17 protein-coding genes and 1 other RNA gene are annotated in these 15486 nt (G+C 35.8%); 3 read left to right on the plus strand and 15 right to left on the minus strand.

Annotated elements, in window-relative coordinates; genetic code table 11:
- Positions 1 to 88 precede the first annotated feature (88 nt).
- The 8 genes from A6J74_RS08980 to A6J74_RS09015 all read right to left on the minus strand — a co-directional run bounded on the left by A6J74_RS08980 (position 89) and on the right by A6J74_RS09015 (position 6365).
- A complete protein-coding gene (locus A6J74_RS08980) occupies positions 89 to 2026 on the minus strand; it encodes an ATP-dependent DNA helicase (protein ID WP_000493722.1) in 1938 nt (645 codons plus the stop codon).
- Positions 2027 to 2164: 138 nt separating this feature from the next.
- A complete protein-coding gene (locus A6J74_RS08985; protein WP_000376898.1) occupies positions 2165 to 2347 on the minus strand; it encodes a DUF3921 domain-containing protein in 183 nt (60 codons plus the stop codon).
- Positions 2348 to 2408: 61 nt separating this feature from the next.
- Positions 2409 to 3548: a THUMP domain-containing class I SAM-dependent RNA methyltransferase gene (locus A6J74_RS08990; RefSeq protein WP_000521231.1), complete on the minus strand. Its 1140-nt coding sequence runs from the start codon at positions 3546 to 3548 to the stop codon at positions 2409 to 2411.
- A 180-nt stretch (positions 3549 to 3728) separates the two neighbouring features.
- Positions 3729 to 4120: RNase P RNA component class B (rnpB, locus tag A6J74_RS08995), an RNA gene on the minus strand.
- 87 nt (positions 4121 to 4207) lie between these two features.
- On the minus strand, positions 4208 to 4543 hold the full coding sequence (gene gpsB, locus A6J74_RS09000; RefSeq protein WP_000622427.1) for a cell division regulator GpsB: 336 nt from the start codon (positions 4541 to 4543) through the stop codon (positions 4208 to 4210).
- Between the two features lie 97 nt (positions 4544 to 4640).
- A complete protein-coding gene (locus A6J74_RS09005) occupies positions 4641 to 5195 on the minus strand; it encodes an SLOG family protein (protein WP_000869384.1) in 555 nt (184 codons plus the stop codon).
- A 56-nt stretch (positions 5196 to 5251) separates the two neighbouring features.
- Positions 5252 to 5668 (minus strand): spore coat protein, encoded by a 417-nt coding sequence (locus tag A6J74_RS09010; protein ID WP_000546285.1) that lies wholly within the window; start codon positions 5666 to 5668, stop codon positions 5252 to 5254.
- 157 nt (positions 5669 to 5825) lie between these two features.
- A complete protein-coding gene (locus A6J74_RS09015; protein ID WP_000487691.1) occupies positions 5826 to 6365 on the minus strand; it encodes a YppG family protein in 540 nt (179 codons plus the stop codon).
- Positions 6366 to 6542: 177 nt separating this feature from the next.
- Here A6J74_RS09015 and A6J74_RS09020 point away from each other — a divergent pair, with 177 nt between their 5' ends.
- Complete coding sequence (locus tag A6J74_RS09020) at positions 6543 to 6734, plus strand: YppF family protein (protein ID WP_000242658.1); 192 nt, start codon at positions 6543 to 6545, stop codon at positions 6732 to 6734.
- Between the two features lie 26 nt (positions 6735 to 6760).
- On the opposite strand, the gene A6J74_RS09025 is transcribed toward A6J74_RS09020, so the two are convergent.
- The 3 genes from A6J74_RS09025 to A6J74_RS09040 all read right to left on the minus strand — a co-directional run bounded on the left by A6J74_RS09025 (position 6761) and on the right by A6J74_RS09040 (position 8818).
- Positions 6761 to 7105 carry a YppE family protein gene (locus A6J74_RS09025; RefSeq protein ID WP_000455491.1) on the minus strand — a complete coding sequence of 115 codons (345 nt, stop codon included), beginning with the start codon at positions 7103 to 7105 and terminating at the stop codon, positions 6761 to 6763.
- Positions 7106 to 7120: 15 nt separating this feature from the next.
- A complete protein-coding gene (locus A6J74_RS09030) occupies positions 7121 to 7363 on the minus strand; it encodes a hypothetical protein (protein ID WP_001252045.1) in 243 nt (80 codons plus the stop codon).
- Positions 7364 to 7792: 429 nt separating this feature from the next.
- Entirely contained in the window at positions 7793 to 8818 is a 1026-nt protein-coding gene (locus tag A6J74_RS09040; RefSeq protein ID WP_000495634.1) for a DUF2515 domain-containing protein, read from the minus strand.
- A 103-nt stretch (positions 8819 to 8921) separates the two neighbouring features.
- On the opposite strand from A6J74_RS09040, the gene recU reads away from it, so the two are divergent.
- Together recU and A6J74_RS09050 are read left to right on the plus strand one after the other, a co-directional pair.
- The gene (gene recU / locus A6J74_RS09045; RefSeq protein ID WP_000155587.1) at positions 8922 to 9524 is read left to right on the plus strand and encodes a Holliday junction resolvase RecU; all 603 of its coding nucleotides are present in this window, start codon (positions 8922 to 8924) and stop codon (positions 9522 to 9524) included.
- Positions 9525 to 9590: 66 nt separating this feature from the next.
- Positions 9591 to 12260 (plus strand): PBP1A family penicillin-binding protein, encoded by a 2670-nt coding sequence (locus A6J74_RS09050; RefSeq protein ID WP_001283075.1) that lies wholly within the window; start codon positions 9591 to 9593, stop codon positions 12258 to 12260.
- Positions 12261 to 12283: 23 nt separating this feature from the next.
- On the opposite strand, the gene A6J74_RS09055 is transcribed toward A6J74_RS09050, so the two are convergent.
- The 4 genes from A6J74_RS09055 to aspB all read right to left on the minus strand — a co-directional run bounded on the left by A6J74_RS09055 (position 12284) and on the right by aspB (position 15483).
- A complete protein-coding gene (locus A6J74_RS09055; RefSeq protein ID WP_000442696.1) occupies positions 12284 to 12802 on the minus strand; it encodes a YpoC family protein in 519 nt (172 codons plus the stop codon).
- 3 nt (positions 12803 to 12805) lie between these two features.
- Positions 12806 to 13453 carry an endonuclease III gene (gene nth / locus A6J74_RS09060; protein ID WP_000933024.1) on the minus strand — a complete coding sequence of 216 codons (648 nt, stop codon included), beginning with the start codon at positions 13451 to 13453 and terminating at the stop codon, positions 12806 to 12808.
- A 15-nt stretch (positions 13454 to 13468) separates the two neighbouring features.
- Entirely contained in the window at positions 13469 to 14176 is a 708-nt protein-coding gene (dnaD, locus tag A6J74_RS09065) for a DNA replication protein DnaD (RefSeq protein ID WP_000728536.1), read from the minus strand.
- Between the two features lie 119 nt (positions 14177 to 14295).
- Complete coding sequence (gene aspB, locus A6J74_RS09070) at positions 14296 to 15483, minus strand: aspartate transaminase AspB (protein WP_000761566.1); 1188 nt, start codon at positions 15481 to 15483, stop codon at positions 14296 to 14298.
- Between the last annotated feature and the right edge of the window lie 3 nt (positions 15484 to 15486).

A 15486-nucleotide genomic window follows, 5' to 3' on the forward strand; every position in this document is an offset into this window, starting at 1 on the left:
TCCTTTTTCTACCTCAAACTTATTTCGACACGAAAACATAAATTCCTTTTATAATAGAAAAAAAGCTTGGCAAGCACCAAGCTTTTCCTTATAATTCTTTACCTTCTACCGGAAGTACTTTTTTCACTGCTTCTATCACTTTTTCATCTTCCGTATCTGATAGGAAGATTGATATAGCACCTTTATCGTCGCTCGTACGAATTAAACGTCCAATCCCTTGACGAAGGCGTAAAATCATATATGGCACATCTACATCCCAGAATGGATTATTTACGTGCTTACGTTTCGCTTCAAACACAGGATCGTTTGGAGGGAATGGTAATGACCAAATTATTACATGTGATAATGATGAACCCGGAATATCTAAACCTTCCCATAAATGAACGGCACAAAGTACAGTCTCTTCTTCATTTTGGAAACGAGAAACGAGCTGACTAATTTCTTGATCCCCTTCATATAAGAACGGAACTGACATTTGCTCTTTACTTACATATTCTTTGAACGCTGCAAGTTCTTGCGTTGTACGGAATAATACAAGCGTACGTCCATTCGTTTTCTGTATATTTTCAAGTGTATATTGACACTTTCTTTCCCATTCATTTTCTTTCGTATGCGATAGTAAGTTTACTGCCATTTGCTCTTCATAATTAAACGGTGAGGCAACTGAGAATGATAAGTAATCTTTTACCCCTAAGCTATTTGCAGTAAATGCGAACGAATCGTTGTCCGATAATGTCGCAGAAGAGAAAATGTATGGAATTTTCTTCGAGAATACTTTTTCTTGTAACACTTCTTCAACTGCACGCGGCATAATAACTAACGTGAAGGCACCATCACCTTCTTCACCCCACGTAATTACATTTTTCTCATGCATGAAAAGACGAAGTGAATGTTCTAACACATCTAAATGTTCATCAACGATATTTAAATCGTATGTGTTTACTGTATGCATTTCACTCTCAAATACTAGTGCATCACCGACTTCACCGATTTTTGCATAAAGTCTTTTCGCTTCTGCGGTTACTTTTTCTGTCACAGTAATTTCTAAACGATCAGAACCTTCAATTTCCTTTTTATTCTCTTGTAACACATCAAAGAATCGCTCTGTTTGCCAAATTGTTTCTTCTACTAAATGTGCAAACTCTTCACGAATATCGTTCTGTAACAATCTTGTTAAAAGCTGCTCCATCATCGTTTGCTTTAAACGGTACGTTAAAGCTTTTTGAGCTGCATATTCTACAAGATGTCCTTCATCGAATACAACGCAGCTACTTTCAGGTAATAACGGAATTTGTCCTTCACGTTTACGAGCATCGTACGTCCAAATATGATCCATATAAAAATCTTGAGAACAAATGATTAAATCTGCCGCTTTACGATAATGTTCACGAGAAAGAGTTTGTCCACAACGATGACGTGAATCACAAGTGAAGCAATCTTGGAAGTAATCCCAGTTTACTTTTGACCATTCCTCATCATTTAAAAGTGGAAATTCTTTTCTGTCACCATAGTGAGTAAAGTTTTGCATCGTACCATGATCAAATACAAACTGTGGTAATTCATAATATACGTCTTCAATTACTTCTGGAGCTCGTCCACTCATAACATCTTCAAGTTTACGTAAACATAAATAGTTATCCATCGATTTCGCAAGTCTTACGTCAACAGATAGTCCTAATGCTTCTGATAACTTAGCAATGTCCCCTTCTTCTTTCACAAGCTGCTCAATTAATGTTTCATCTGCACAAGCGATAATAGCAGGTTTTCCTGTATAACGCGCATAACAAATTGCATATAAAAGGTATACAATTGTTTTCCCTGTTCCTACACCCGCTTCTGCGAACATAACTTTTTTCTCTTGGAAAGCACGCTCTAATTGAAACGCCATAAAGATTTGTTCATCACGCTCTTCAAAGCCTTTTTCCGGAAGGATGTCGTAAAATACATCTCCAATCCACTCATTCAACTTATCATAAAAATTATCTTGTTTTCCTACTTCAAATGGTAATCTCTTCTCAGTAAACATCCTTAGCCTCCAACCAAAAAGTTTTTCTATAAAACGATATAGTAACTGCTACTCATATGTGTGCAGCCACTTTCCCCTGTTGCAATACTTAGAAATACACGAAAAAAAATTTTCCTTTCGAAAAAGGAAAATTTTCTTCTATATTAATGACTTTAAATACCGTTTATCAATCGCTGTTTCATGTGAAAGAGCTGATAAATATTCTTCTTGCGCTTTTTGTATTTCATCTACAATTACGCCTTGACTATCCACTTCTTTTCCGAGCTCATCATACGTACGGTGAATAGCTTTTTGAATCATCGATAATTGAAAACTATCCATATCACTGCCTCCTTTACGCATTACATAATAGCCAGTATATGCGTGCTAGAGGAGTTTTATACTATGAATTACGCGGTGGACGTTTTCCGAAGTATTGGTAGTAATCTGTACGGATAAATCCGTTAAATAGTTTACGTTTCTTCGATGCATCTTTTCCATAACACTTCTCAAATGCTTCGTAACTTGTTAATACATACGCTGACCACGTATCTAATGGGCGAAATACTTGTCCCATTTCTTTATACAGTTGTTCAACGAGTGCTTTTTCACTTAAACGTTCTCCGTATGGAGGATTCGTTACGACGTAGCCATAATCCTCTTTTGTTGTGAAATCTTTTACTTGCATTTGCTTAAATGTGATTAAATCACCTAAACCTACTTCTTCTGCGTTTTCTTGTGCAACTCGAATCATACGATGGTCAATATCAGATCCAATGATTTGTAATGGTTGATTATAATTTGCTAAATCTTCAGCTTCTTGACGAGCTTCGCGCCAATTTTGTTTACCAACCCAGCCCCATTCATCCGATGCAAAGCCTCGGTTAAATCCTGGTGCGATATTTTGTCCAATTAATGCAGCTTCAATCGGAATTGTTCCAGATCCACAGAAAGGATCCACGAAAGGACGATCTGGCTTCCAGTTCGTTAACTTAATTAGAGACGCAGCTAATGTTTCTTTTAAAGGAGCTTCCCCTTGATCCATGCGGTACCCACGTTTATGAAGTCCAACACCACTCGCATCGATTGTTAATGTTGCAATGTCTTTCAACATTGCAATCTCAATACGGAATAACGGACCATCTTCTTCAAACCAAGTTGTACGTTTATATGTTGTTTTTAATTTTTCAACGACAGCTTTTTTAACGATACGTTGGCAATCCGAAACACTGAATAACTCAGATTTTAGAGATTTACCGATAACAGGGAATTCTCCGTTCTCTGGAATATAATCTCCCCAGTTTAATGCTTTCGTTTTTTCAAATAGCTCATCAAATGTTGTTGCTTTAAATTCACCAACTTTAATTTTCACACGGTCCGCAGTACGTAACCATAAATTCGTGCGACAAATCGCCTTTTCATCTGCTTCAAATGTTACTTTGCTGTTTTCTACTTGACATTCATAACCAAGATCGCGAACTTCTCGGGCAACTAACGCTTCAATACCCATTGCCGCTGTTGCAATTAAAGTAACTTTTCCCATTTGCATTCACCTCTTATGTATATTCAAACAATAATTAATAGCAATTTGTCCTATTAATCATTACATTTTACGAAAATTTTTCTCATTAACCATTGTAACTCATAATTTATAACTTCATACAAATAAAAAGCCCTCCTCTAACAAAGGAGAGCTGAGTTATTTCATAGTTGGTTCATAACGTTCTGTAAGCCATGTTCTGTTCCTTTGTACTGCAAACGGCCCACGCCTCGTACTCCGGTAGCAATCATCTATCTACAGGTTATGAAAACCTGTCCTTTTCCGTCGTTCATTTCCTTGGAAAAGATTCCCCTACCATTATTTGGGTTTCTCGCTCGTGGGGTTTACCTCGTTCCACTCCTATCATTTCTTCAAGGACTTCGTCACTGTGGCACTTTAAAGGTAGTCAAACCATATCCGAAAGGACTTAGGTTTTTTCCCTGCCGTTAAACCAGCCTTACAGCCAGAATACCCTAGCTTATGAATTGGCTAGGCACGAACACTACAGCCATCTCAGGCCGTGCGAGCATGGACTTTCCTCTACAACGTTGGCGTTGCAGCGATTGCCCAAACGTTATGACATCCATTAGTATAGTGGAAACAAAAAGATTTTGCAATGTTTTTTTCTATGTACAATGCCTCAACCTTGTTTCCACCTTATTTTATTCGTATAACTTACTTCCAAATACAGCTTTTTCTAAGTTGGATAAACGTTTTAAAATATCCGTATTCGTGTTGTTATATACCGGTTGTGCAACTGGTGTTTGTACAGGTTGTTGTGGAGCTTGTGTTGCAGCTAGTTTTTGTTCTTCTAATTCTCGTTTTAAACGAACATTTTGTTGCTTCAATTGATCAAATTCTTTGTGGAAAGCTTCATAGTCTTTAATAATCATATCAAGAAACTTGTCTACTTCTTCTTGTTGATAACCTCTCATACCTGTTTTAAATTCTTTTTCCAAAATATCTTTCGCCGTTAATTTAATTTTATCCGAAATCATTTTCTTCACCTCAAATTTTTGCCAAAACTTTCATTAACTAAATTTTTTCAGAAACAATGCCTTTTGTCAATCATATATACGAGTACAATATTACATATTACTCTGCATTATTCCACTGTTCCTCTTCTATTATATCTTGTAAATCAGAAAAAAGAATGAAATAACTGTGATAATTTTCTATTTCTCCTTTTTTCTTAGCTACTTCTACAATATATTTAGGACTCCCAGGCTTTTCTTCATCATATACAGCTAAAAGAGCATCACTTTTTTCAATAAAAAATTGATTCTTTAATTTAAATTGCTCTGGGCTTTCGTACTTCCGTTTCGTAATACTATCAATGTGATCTGCTTGTGAAAGAATAAATTCGTAATATTCACGGTTATCTTCTTTCCAATTTTCTTCTTGTTCTAAAAAAGGAGTAAATACCGCTAATTTTAAATCTGGATATTCTACTTGAATTTCAAAAACAACTTCAGCAGCCCACAATTCTACACCTAGCTGGCCGCTTATAATAACCCACTCCAAACCATCTTCTACAAAAGCAGTTAATTTACGATGCAGCGCTTTTTTTATGCAGTCTACTCCTGGATGATCCTTTTTAAATATTCCAAGTTCAAATGGCTTATATCCTGTTACAGCAACAACTTTCATATCAACACTCCAATTAAAAAAAAAGAACTAGCATTTTGCTAGTTCTAACATATCATTTACTTTTTAAATATTCCACCAACGTTTGGTCCAACATTTGGTCCTACATTCGGTCCTGGTCCAAACGGGGATACATTCGGTCCTGGTCCAAATGGAGATACATTCGGCCCTGGTCCAAATGGAGATATTTGATGACCGTGGTGATGGTGACCATGACCACATGGTCCACATCCACCGCCAAATCCTGGATCGATTGGATCTACAACATTTACATTTGAGTTTGTTTGCGGGAAGAAGTTTTGGTTTTTAATTTGTTGATGGTGTACGTGTGTCGTATGCGTTGGGAAAATGTGTGGCACCACCGTTGTTGAAAAAGAATGTGTTACACACTGTTTCGTCGGATGAATGACAGGAGCAGTCGTACAAATAGGTCCTACAGGCTTATGCCCTCCAAAACAAGGATGACAATGATGCATAGTTTTTTCTCTCCTCTCTCGTTAAGAAAATCTGATTACACTTTACAATATGAGAAAAGAGGTGAAGCCGTTTGTTATATATACCCATTTGTTTCATGGAAATTTGTCTAGTGCTACACTTCATTCATGCTATTTCATTATGGACAACAATCCATCATCACTTACCAAAGAACCCTCCAACCTGCTTAACAATCCCCGTCACTTGATTCATCGCATTCATCATTTGTCCAGCTGTATTCATCATTTTATTCACATCATAGTTACCATCTGAATTTTTAAATTGGGAAACAAAGCTCGAAAACTGACTTGGTTGCTGTTGTTGCTTTTGTTTATTCATCGTCGGATACGGTTGTTTTGGCGGATAAAACATCGCTTGTTGATTTCCATAGGGAGATGGTGATGGTGGCATATAATATTGTGAGTTCATATAAGTTTGCTGCTGATTCATATAGGATTGTTGCTCTTGTTGCGATTGATTCATATAGGGTTGCTCTTGTTGCGATTGATTCATATAGGGTTGCTCTTGTTGCTGTTGATTCATAAACGATACTTCAAATGGCTGGTAATAATTTTGATTTCCATAATGAGGCTCGAAAGGATACATATTATACCGTAAATATGTATCCGTATTATATTGGTACATATTTTGCTGTGCATATGGATTTGGTTGCTGATATACGTTAGATTGTTGAAACATGCATTCTCTCCTCCTTCACATAAGTTTCTACATATATAATATGTACTTGTAAAATAATTTGTGTGACGGAGTATCTGTCTATTTTTGTCGGAAGTTTAAATTTTTAAAAAATTAAAAAAGAAAACCCTTCCATGCTATGATAATTAAGAAGAAGATTCTCATGGGGGAGGAATCAACATGGTATTAGGGGATTTAAAACAAGCGTTTTCTCAAAAGAAGGGGTATTACACAGAGAATGTAAATGAATTATTAGACTTTGCGAGACATTGTTATCTCGAAGGAAAAATATGTATATCGGATTACCGAACATTAATAAAAGAATTAGAAATAAACGGTGCAACAAAACCTACAACAATGACAGAAGCTTAAAAAAAACAAGAGGGTTTCCCCTCTTGTTATTTACATTGCTCAACTATATTTTGCAAAGTATACGAAATGGCTTGATGTGTTTCAAAAAAACGTTTACCTTTTCCTTTATTTACAAAACATTGTAACACATTCGTTTGTAAATTATCGTACACTTGATCAATTTGCTGTACATGTATATACTTCGGTTTTTCTTCCTTAATCCACGTATAAGCTAATTCTTTCCACACCTTTAATTCCTCATCTACTATGTCTACAAACGGCTTCATATCCTTATAAAAGTCATATTCAATTATTTCTCTTTTTTTTACATTCGCTTCATTATTATACTGCATGAGTTTTTCTGAAGACTGTATTAATGCTTCATACTCCATTTCATTCCCACCTTATTATGCACTCACTACGATGTTTTGAAACGTCTTCACCCAATTCCCTTTTTCTTCGTGATGCACTAATTTATTTTCCATATGCTCAATATGCATTTCTGTTATTTCTATCTTATTACATATTTTTTCGCTCTTATCCTTCAATGCATGATTTATTCTAATTCCTATATTCATTTCCAGCAAATCGAGAGAACTTAACATTTGATCCATTTTTTTCATTACATCTACTTTCTGAACCATCGCCATATACAAAACGCCCCCTTCTTTGCTTTTCCTTTGTCATGTAATTTCGCCGGATAATTCTTCACTCCTGCACACATGACAAAACTAGTTGTTATTCGTCAAAGAAATCATTTTGAATGTCATTTATAGAAATGGTAACAATACAAAAAGGAGGTGTATGAAGATGGCAAAGAACAAAAACGAAAAAAAGAAAAAACAAAACAAACAACAAAATAAACCCGAGACTGGTAATCCAAAGCTTGATGGCCCAAACTTCCCTGCTACATAAAGTGAAAGTTTAATTAATGGGGCTTTTCCAAACTACTAATTTCTAAATCCCCCTTAATCTTCTACTTTCATTCAGTTTTGAGATTAAAATCTTAACACACTTAGCAGGATTTCTTCACATTAAGAAGTCCCATCTTCATTTATAAAGATGGGACTTCTTTTTTATTATATCATGAACTCGTCTATTCTTTTAACAAAACGATTCACGATAGAAACAGCATAGATCTGCTCCCTCTTTCTTCTATACCATTCCTTTATATTAACTTCATCCTTCGGTTCTTCAAATAAAAACAATGCATTCATTTTCGAATCTTCACAAAACCAATCCCTCATTGTTATTTCCTCATGTGCAACAAGAGAATACACATCTCTTAGTGCAGGTGTATAGGATTTTCTAGTTCCCCTTAAGTAATATTCATAATCTTCTCTAGAGCCAGTATGTTTAGTTTGCAGTGCAAAATTATAAAATAAACGTTTATAAGTCGGATGAAACAATAACCACGCTAATTTTTTCCCAAGCTCTATACGCTTTTGCAACGTTTCAAATTGATAAACTGAAAACCCATACATCCCCCCTTCAATGGTTGGAAAAATAACTGCACTAATATGCAACATGTCTTGAACTTTAAAAAGCGCCGTATGAAATACATGTTTTTTAAAGTAGCTATTCTCAATAACTGGTTTTTGAATTTTATTTTGCTCATTTATAATAAGCGCTGTCATAAGCCTATTCATATCTTTTTTCTCCCAGAAAAATGTCCATTCTTTTTCCATGAAAAGTGATACGTTGAAAAATTGCAACAAATGAAAGAGAGGTATACGTCTCCTCTTGCTTTCTTCATATAGTAGTAACTGAGGAAATGCATCTAAGAAAATAATCCAATTAGCCTGTTCATATATGAGAAACAAATGTTTTTTTACTAATCGAGGCAAAACAGTAGCATAATATCTTCCTTCTAAATCAGTCATATTCCAGCCTGCATTTCTCGAAACCATACTCGCTAAAAAAGACCACCTGATTTCACTATTTCTTACATAAAATTTTTGATACGATTGTGTCCGAGAAATGTTGTCCATATTAGCTATTTCTGTTTTCTTTTTAATAGTGTGAATGATTGCTTTTTCTTCTTTTGTACAAACCATATTTTTACGATATTGTTTTATTTTTTCGTAATCATTCCATGTAAACATAAATAAGTCATCATGCCTTTCTTCAAAAAGGTCACATCTTTTTTCATTTTTTGATATAATCACCTTTGTAAGTAATTCTTAACAAGTTGGGAGTGGACACACTATGACCATTCGTTACCCAAATGGAAAAAGGTACAATCAAGCTTCACTACCTCCTAAAACACCAATAAAAAAACATACTTATAGTAATAGAGGTATGTCCCTTGAAGAGGAATTGAATGAAACAAATCAATATTACTTAACCCATAATATTGCATGTGTACATAAAAAACCTACACCTCTTCAAATTGTAAAAGTAGATTACCCCGCTCGAAGTGCTGCAGTGGTAAAAGAAGCGTATTTTAAACAACCTTCTACAACGGATTACAACGGTGTATACAAAGGGAAATACATCGATTTTGAAGCGAAGGAAACAAAAAACAAAACTAGTTTCCCACTTCAAAACTTCCACCTTCATCAAATTGAACATATGAAGCAAGTAATTGCTCATAATGGAGTTGCATTTGTTATTATTAAATTTACACTTTTTGATGAATTTTATTTACTCGATGCGAAACATATTATTGCATTTTGGAACCGTCAAAATAATGGTGGGCGTAAGTCAATTACTAAAGAAGAAATAGAAGCGCATGGATCATTGTTATCATGCGGTTATCACCCTCGGATTGATTATATCCGTGTACTAGACACGGTTTATTTTTCGTGATAGAGTCATCACTAAGGCTCTTTTTTCGACTTTTGAGGGAGAGAATGAAAGGTAGGAGAAAGTATAATGTCAGATAATTATCGTTCTCGTACAGAACGAAATCACGCGAAAAATCAAACGGAAGAAACAAATAAAGAAAAAAAACCAAAGAAAAAAGGCTCCTTTTTTAAGAAGTTCCTTATAGGTTGTCTACTTCTTGGTATCGTTGGTCTCGTAGCTGGCGTTTCCGCTTTCTTTGTTATGGTAAAGGACGCTCCAAAATTAGACAAATCAAAACTTGTCAATCCTTTATCAACAAAGTTTCTTGATAAGGATGGGAAGTTTTTCTATGAATACGGTGCGGAAAAACGAACCCATGTTACTTATGATCAAATTCCAAAAGTAGTTGAAAATGCATTCCTTGCAACTGAGGATTCACGTTTCTATGACCATAATGGAATTGATTTTAAACGAACTACAAAAGCAGTTATGGAAAATGTCACTGGTGGTTTCGGTTCCCAAGGTGGTAGTACGATTACACAACAAGTAGTTAAAAACTATTTTCTAACGATGGAAAAAACCGCAAAACGAAAAGTGCAAGAATGGTACTTATCTTACAAATTAGAGCAACAATACTCTAAACATGAGATTTTAGAAATGTACTTAAATAAGATTAATCTAGGTAATCGCTCTTACGGTATTGCAACAGCGGCTCAAAAATATTATCAAAAAGATTTAAAGGACTTACAATTACATGAAGCTGCGATGCTCGCTGGCTTACCTCAAGGTCCTAACATTTATGATCCAACAAAACCAGAAAATGTTGAACGAGCAACAAATCGTCGTAATATTGTATTAACATTAATGAATCGACACGGCTATATAACAAAAGAAGAAATGAATAACGCAATAAAGATCCCTGTAACTGAGGGTCTAAAAAAATCAGAACTAACTGAAATGAAGTTTCAAGCATTTTTAGATGCTGTCGTAAAAGAAGTTGAAAAAGAATACCCTGATGTAAATATCGGTTCAGATGGTTTAACGATTCATACAACCCTTGATCAAGGTGCTCAAGAGTACGCTGAACAAATTATGGATGGCAATCTCATTAAGTATCCAAACGATCAGTTCCAAGGATCATTTGTATTTATGGATACACAGTCTGGAGAAGTTCGAGCAATTGGTGCTGGGCGTAAAGAAAGTAAGTCTACTTTCAAAGGTCATAATATGGCTGTTGATTTAAAACGCCAAGTTGGTTCAACAATGAAACCAATTTTCGATTATGGTCCTGCAATTGAAAACCTTCAATGGTCTACTTATCATCAATTAAATGACTCTGAATATACTTACTCTGATGGCACAAAGATTAAAAATGCTACCGGTAATTTTAAAGGTGACGTTTCACTTCGTGAAGCATTGAAGAAGTCATTAAACATCCCGGCTTTAAAAACAGCTCAAGCAGTCGGTATTCCTAAGGCAAAAGAGTTTGCTGAAGGTTTAGGCATGACGTTTAAAGATGGGATAGCACATGAATCTACTGCAATCGGTAGTAATGAAAGCTCTCCGTTAGATGTCGCTGGGGCTTATGCAGCATTTGGAAATGACGGTGTATACAATAAACCTCATTTCGTTAAAGAAGTTATTTTCCCAGACGGAAAAAAGAAAAGCTTTAAACCGAAAGAACAACGTGCAATGCACGACCATACAGCTTACATGGTTACTGACGTTCTTCGTGACGTAGTAAAACCTGGTTCCGGCGGTACAGGGCCAACAGCATATGTTTCTGGCTTTGACGTTGCTGGTAAAACAGGAACACAAAACTTTGATGCAAGAGATGTAAAAAAATATGGCATCCCAGCTGATGCTAACAGAGATAGCTGGTTCGCTGGATATACACCACAATATACGATGGCTGTGTGGACTGGTTACGAAAAGAATGGTCCAGAAAATTACATTAGCGATCGTTATACTAAAATTGCGCAACAAATGTTCCAAGTAATGATGAGCAAATTCGCTACAGATAAATCTCGTTTCGAACGCCCTTCTTCTGTACAAGAAATAAACGGCGAGTTATACGTAAAAGGTGCGAAAAAAGATGCAATTAAAGAAATTAAAGTAGATCCACCTAGTGGCCTTAATGTCGCTTTCGATGGCGCTAGTACAGTTACACTAAACTGGTCTGGCCCAACAGCAGTTGATGCTTATGCGGCAACTTATAAAGCTACAGACGGTTCTAGCGGTAGCTTATCAGTTAGCGGTACAACAGCTACTCTTGGTGGTATTAAGCCTGGTGTTACTTACAGCTTCTCTGTAGTAGCGAAAAAAGGTACTGGAACAAGTCCTGCAGTTGGTGCATCCTTCACTGCCCCTGGTGGAACTCCAGACGCTAAGAAAGCTGAGGAAGAGGCAGCCAAAAAGAAAGCCGAAGAAGAAGCTAAGAAAAAAGCTGATGAGGAAGCTCAGAAAAAAGCTAATGAAGATAAACTAAAACAAGAAGAAGCTCAGAAAAAGGCTACTGAAGAACAGCGTAAACAACAAGAACAACAACGTAAACAACAAGAAGAGGCTCAAAAGAAAGCTGAAGAAGAAGCTAAGAAAAAAACTGAAGAAGAAGCTAAGAAAAAAGCCGAAGAAGAAGCTAAGAAAAAAGCTGAAGAAGAGGCTCAAAAGAAAGCTGAAGAAGAGGCTAAGAAACAACAAAATACAGGTGAAGATACACCTCACGCAGACGGAAATGTTGTTACAACAGAGTCTTAATACAAAAAAAGAAGTCCTTTCTCTTAACGAGGAAAGGACTTCTTTTTTGTTATCATTTTCTTTACATATAACTTTTCTATTTCAATATACAACTGTGCTAACTGAATATAAGAATGATAATTATTTGGTTTCTTTATAATGAACGAATATCGCTCCATAAAATTAACTGGTTGTACTTCCAATTCACTCGTGTAATCTTCCATTTCATTCAAACTATGAACAGGTTGCTCATTTAGCCAATATACAATTGATAACAAATGTGCTGCAAAAAGAATCATCGGGCCTTCAGCTTCTTGTTTCTTTCTGTTTCGAAATAATGTGGCAATGTCTTCATGCTTATTTTTCCATACATTCAACATTACCGGAATACTGTTTTCAATTTCATTCCACGGCTCATATTGTCTTTCTATATCAAATATAAAGTAAGTATTTTGTATGATTTCTTCAAAAGATTGGTCTGTATGATACTTAATCGAATTTGCGTTTTTTTGAAAAAATGGTAAGTACCGAAATTCTTTCGGTACTCCTATAACTCGCTCCATCCTTTATTTCCCCTTCATTCGCTTCTTTCCTTCGCGACACACTTCTAGCAATCGACACTCTTCACATTGTGGTCGCTGCGCTTTACAGTGATAACGTCCAAAGAAAATCAAACGGTGATGTGTAACGCCCCATTCATCCATCGGAATTTTCTTCATTAATGTTTTTTCGACTTCTAATACAGAGTCTTTCCATCTACAAATCGCTAATCGTTTGCTCACCCGCTCTACATGCGTATCGACAGCAATTGCCGGTATCCCAAATGCTACCGATACTACAACATTTGCTGTCTTCCGTCCTACACCAGGTAACTTCGTAAGCTCATCTCGATCTTTCGGCACTTCTCCATTGTAATCATCTAATAACATTCGGCACAATTTTTGAATATTTTTTGCTTTATTTCTATACAATCCAATAGAACGTATATCTTGTTGTAACTCTTCTAGAGAAACACTTAAATAATCTTCTGGTGTTTTATATTTTTGAAATAAATTTTTCGTCACTTTATTTACAAGTGCATCTGTACATTGTGCAGATAATGCCACTGCAATTACAAGTTCGAATGGATTATCATGAATCAATTCACAATGTGCTTCTGGATACATATCCGCCATTGTGTCTAAACAATAACGAATTTGCGTTTTATTTAACATAGACTTCCTCCTACATTACTGCTCCAACCAATTATAAAAAGGCACTTTCCCAGTAAATTTCGTCTCTTGTGTTGTTACTTGTTGCGCTCGTTGCTGATTTGCTCTAAATTTCCGTCCTTGATTTTGAGCTTGATCTACTGTTTTAATTCCATTCTTTTTCCACTCAAATAAAATACGATCAATATATCGGAAGTTCAGCTTACCGCTCATCACAGCTTCTCGTAGAGCCGCTTGAATTAAATTCGGATGATGTTGATCTTGATCCTCCCACATTCCCAATGTTTCACATTCAAATGGAGAAAGTGGTCTTCCGAATTCTTTTTCAAATACTGTATATAAATTTACTTGCAGTTGTTTTTTTTCTTTTTGTTCTTCCTCTATTGATTCATTCATTAAGAAATGCAATATTTTTTCCCATAGCGGTTGTAAAGAATAACTTTCACACATCATCGCTTCTGATCTTTGTCCACCTTCTAGTGATAAAAAACCTTTTTGAATCAATGTTTGAATTACTTCCATACATTTCATTTCCGCTATTGTCATTCGTTCGGAAATCTCCGACGGAGTCGGAAACGAATTTCCCGATTCTAAAAATGTATGCACATGAAGTAAAACCATAAATTCCGTTTCATTTAACCCTAATTTTTTATAATGCATCATAAGTAATTTTGGAATCGCAATGCTTCCCTGTTCAAACCACTGTAACATCATTTTCTTTTTCATCACCAAACACCTCGTTCTCTAGTATAACACACCTTTCGCTATTTCTTTTTGCCACAATTCGTCAAAAAAACCTCCCTATTATATAGAGAGGTTTTTTATTGTATTAACGAAATATACAATTAAGCTTTCACTTTACTTTTCATAAACGTATGAATACGTTCTAATGCTTTCTCTACTTGTTCAAGAGATGTCGCATATGATAAACGAACGTTATTTGGAGCCCCAAATCCTGTACCCGGCACAAGAGCAACTTTTTCCTCTTCTAATAAAGCTTTCGCCCACTCATCAACTGTATCATATCCTGATAAAGCTACAGCCTCTTTTACATTAGGAAATAAGTAAAACGCGCCTTGCGGTTTAATACAAGTAAAGCCAGGGATTTGAATTAATTTATCATAAATAATGTTTAATCTCTCTTCAAATGCTTGGCGCATTGTTTCTACAGGTTGTTGTGAGCCTGCATATGCCGCGATTGCGCCGTATTGAGCGATTGAAGTAGGGTTTGACGTACTATGACTCGCTAAGTTCGTCATCGCTTTAATCAGCTGCTTATTTCCAGCTGCATATCCAATACGCCATCCTGTCATAGAATGAGATTTAGATACACCATTAATAATTAGGGTTTGTTCTTTTAATGCATTAGAAAGCTGGGCAATTGAAGTATATTCCGCACCACCATAAATTAACTTCTCATAAATTTCATCTGAAACGATTAAAATATTATGTTCTAAACATACTTCTCCAAGCTGTTGTAATTCTTCTTTGCTATAAATCATTCCTGTTGGATTGCTCGGTGAATTAATAATAACTGCTTTCGTTTTCTCTGTAATTGCCTCACGCAACTGCTTTGCTGTAATTTTGTACTCATTGTCTTCTAAACCTTCTACATAAACCGGATTACCGCCAGCAAGCTTTACTTGTTCTGGATAGCTTACCCAGTAAGGAGTTGGGATGATAACTTCATCTCCTTCATCAAGCAACACTTGGAATAATGTATATAATGCATGTTTTGCACCATTACATACAATAATTTCAGATGGATCATACTGAATTCCTTGATCGCGCGTAAATTTCTTCACAATTTCTTGTTTTAACGATTGTAATCCACCTGTTGGCGTATATTTCGTATGTCCTTCTAACATCGCTTTATGCGCAGCTTCCATAATATGCTCTGGTGTATTAAAGTCAGGTTCTCCTGCCCCTAATGCAATTACATCATGACCTTCTGCCTTTAACGCTTGTGCCTTTGCTGTAATTTCTAAAGTTGAAGACGGTGTTAAAGCAGCTACTCGCTTTGCTAATTTCATTTG

This window comes from Bacillus sp. FDAARGOS_235 (assembly GCF_002073415.2).
In the GTDB taxonomy this organism is placed as follows: Bacteria; Bacillota; Bacilli; order Bacillales; family Bacillaceae_G; genus Bacillus_A; species Bacillus_A toyonensis.